The sequence below is a fragment of the Borreliella yangtzensis genome (assembly GCF_014201775.1).
Taxonomy (GTDB): domain Bacteria; phylum Spirochaetota; class Spirochaetia; order Borreliales; family Borreliaceae; genus Borreliella; species Borreliella yangtzensis.
In genome coordinates this window covers 1-2,225 of sequence record NZ_JACHFG010000049.1, presented here as the reverse complement: position 1 = coordinate 2,225, position 2,225 = coordinate 1, and the positions used below count along the sequence as shown (strand labels likewise).

The 2,225-nt window shown below is 22.8% G+C and carries 3 protein-coding genes; all 3 read left to right on the top strand.

Annotated features, from left to right (window positions below):
* The first annotated feature begins 39 nt into the window (after positions 1–39).
* Genes HNP68_RS06585 through bdr form a run of 3 tightly spaced genes read left to right on the top strand, consistent with a single transcriptional unit; the run spans position 40 to position 1,977 of the window.
* A complete protein-coding gene (locus tag HNP68_RS06585) occupies positions 40–789 on the top strand; it encodes a ParA family protein (RefSeq protein WP_183221640.1) in 750 nt (249 codons plus the stop codon).
* Positions 790–819: 30 nt separating this feature from the next.
* On the top strand, positions 820–1,362 hold the full coding sequence (locus tag HNP68_RS06580; protein WP_183221638.1) for a chromosome replication/partitioning protein: 543 nt from the start codon (positions 820–822) through the stop codon (positions 1,360–1,362).
* Positions 1,363–1,374: 12 nt separating this feature from the next.
* Positions 1,375–1,977 carry a Bdr family repetitive protein gene (gene bdr, locus HNP68_RS06575; protein ID WP_183221636.1) on the top strand — a complete coding sequence of 201 codons (603 nt, stop codon included), beginning with the start codon at positions 1,375–1,377 and terminating at the stop codon, positions 1,975–1,977.
* Positions 1,978–2,225: the final 248 nt, after the last annotated feature.

Here is a 2,225-nt window from a genome sequence, read left to right as displayed (position 1 = left end):
TTATGGGAAAAAATACCCAGAACAAGGACCACTTACAAAATGGATAATAAAAAACCTAAAATAATAACCATTGCGTCAATTAAAGGCGGTGTTGGCAAAAGCACAAGTGCTATTATACTTGCAACATTACTTGCAAAAAATAATAAAGTGCTTTTGATAGATATGGATACCCAAGCATCTATTACTAGTTATTTTTACGAAAAAATAGAAAAACTAGGCATTAATTTTACCAAATTTAATATCTATGAGATTTTAAAGGAAAATGTAGACATCGATAGTACTATTCTAAATATAGATAATAATCTTGATCTTATACCTAGCTATCTTACGTTACATAATTTTAGTGAAGATGAAATTGAATATAAAGATTTTTTGTTAAAAACTAGTTTAGGAACTTTGCATTATATATATGACTATATAGTAATTGATACGAATCCCAGTTTAGATGTTACGTTGAAAAACGCACTTTTATGTAGTGACTATATAATAATTCCAATGACAGCTGAAAAGTGGGCAGTGGAAAGTTTAGATTTGTTTAATTTCTTTGTAAGAAAATTAAATTTATTTTTGCCCATATTTTTAATAATAACAAGATTTAGAAAAAATAGAACACATAAGACATTGTTTGAAATGTTGAAAACAAAAAACGGGTTTTTAGGAATAATATCTGAAAGAGAAGATTTAAATAGAAGAATAGCAGAAAATAATAATTTTGATTTAAATAAAGATTATATAAAAGAGTATAAAAATATTTTAGAAATTTTTTTAAAAAATATAAAGTCTAATTAGTAGACATTTTGAATGTAAAAGGAGTTTAAATTGGATATTAAGGTAAATAAAAGAGATTTAAGCGATAATGGGAATTATATTATTGCTGATAATGCATTAAATCATTATAATTCTTTAAAAGAAAAATTAAAAATTAATTCTAAAAAAGAAATTTATTGTAAATTAGAAACTTTAAAAATTTTAAAAGAAATTAAAGATAATGAATATTATAAACTTGATGGGTATAAAAGTTTTGAAGCTTTTTCTAAAGATTATAGACTTGCAAGAGCACAGGTCTATAATTATTTAAAAATTGCTAATGCAATAGAAGATGGGATTATACAAGAAGAATTTCTAATAAAAAATGGAATACTGGAAACGTTAATTGTATTAAGAAATAAAGAGAGTAAAACAATAAAAAAATCTAAACAAAATCCAATAAAACCATTAAGATTTCAGCTTAAAAGCAAAGAGAGCTATGACTTTTACAAAAGCAATGCTAAATTTACAGGGTTTTTATTAGATGAACTTTTTGAAAGTCAAAGAGATTTAGTTAACAAGCTTTTAAAAAGGTATAAGCAATTAAAAGGGTAATAAGGGGATTTTATGAACAATTTGGCGTATAGAACATATAACATAGAAAGTATAAAAGGTGAATTTTTAAATATGGGGTTTAGTGAGGAGGCAATAGATTTTGTTTTTCTTCATAATGATAATTACAGCTTTGAATATTTAAAAGAGAAATTGATTGATGTAGAAAAGAATTTACGAAAAGATATATCTAATTTAGATGCAAAGATTGACACTGTAGAGAAAAATTTAGAAAAACAATTCGAAATAAAGTTTGATAATCTTGATTTTAAAATTGATACTATAAAGAACGAACTTAATGCTAAGATAGATAGTTTAGATACTAAAATAGACAATGTAGAAAAGAGTTTAAATATCAAAATAGATAATTTAGATGCTAAGATAGATAGTGTAGAAAAAGGTTTAAATACCAAGATTGATAATGTAGAAAAGAATTTAAATACCAAAATAGATTTTTTTAAAATTGAACTTACTAATAAGATTGATAATGTAGAAAAGAATTTGCATTTAAAACTTAGCATGGGAAATAGAATGGTACATTTTTTGATAATAGCAGCAGCAATTTTTGGGCCGTTTATACATTCATTTTTAATGCAATATTTGCAAGGTATCAAATAATAAATAATACACAATTTTCTTTTTTTAAGAATAATATTATAATGCTTGTGAACATTATTAGAAAATAACATTTTATTTTTGCTCTATTTTAAATTAGAACTTATTTAATTTTTTAACAAAAGAATTTAAATAAGTTTTTGTTTTATACAAATACAAATTAATTTTAATTCTAAATTAAATCATATTTTTTTCTTTAAAAGAAGTTGACAAAAATAATTTTAGAGTTATATATATGTGTATAGCTAAAA

Excerpts from the sequence above, each read along its gene's own strand:
- HNP68_RS06585 (WP_183221640.1), top strand. The coding sequence starts at position 40 with ATGGATAATAAAAAACCTAAAATAATAACCATTGCGTCAATTAAAGGC.
- bdr (WP_183221636.1), top strand. The coding sequence starts at position 1,375 with ATGAACAATTTGGCGTATAGAACATATAACATAGAAAGTATAAAAGGT.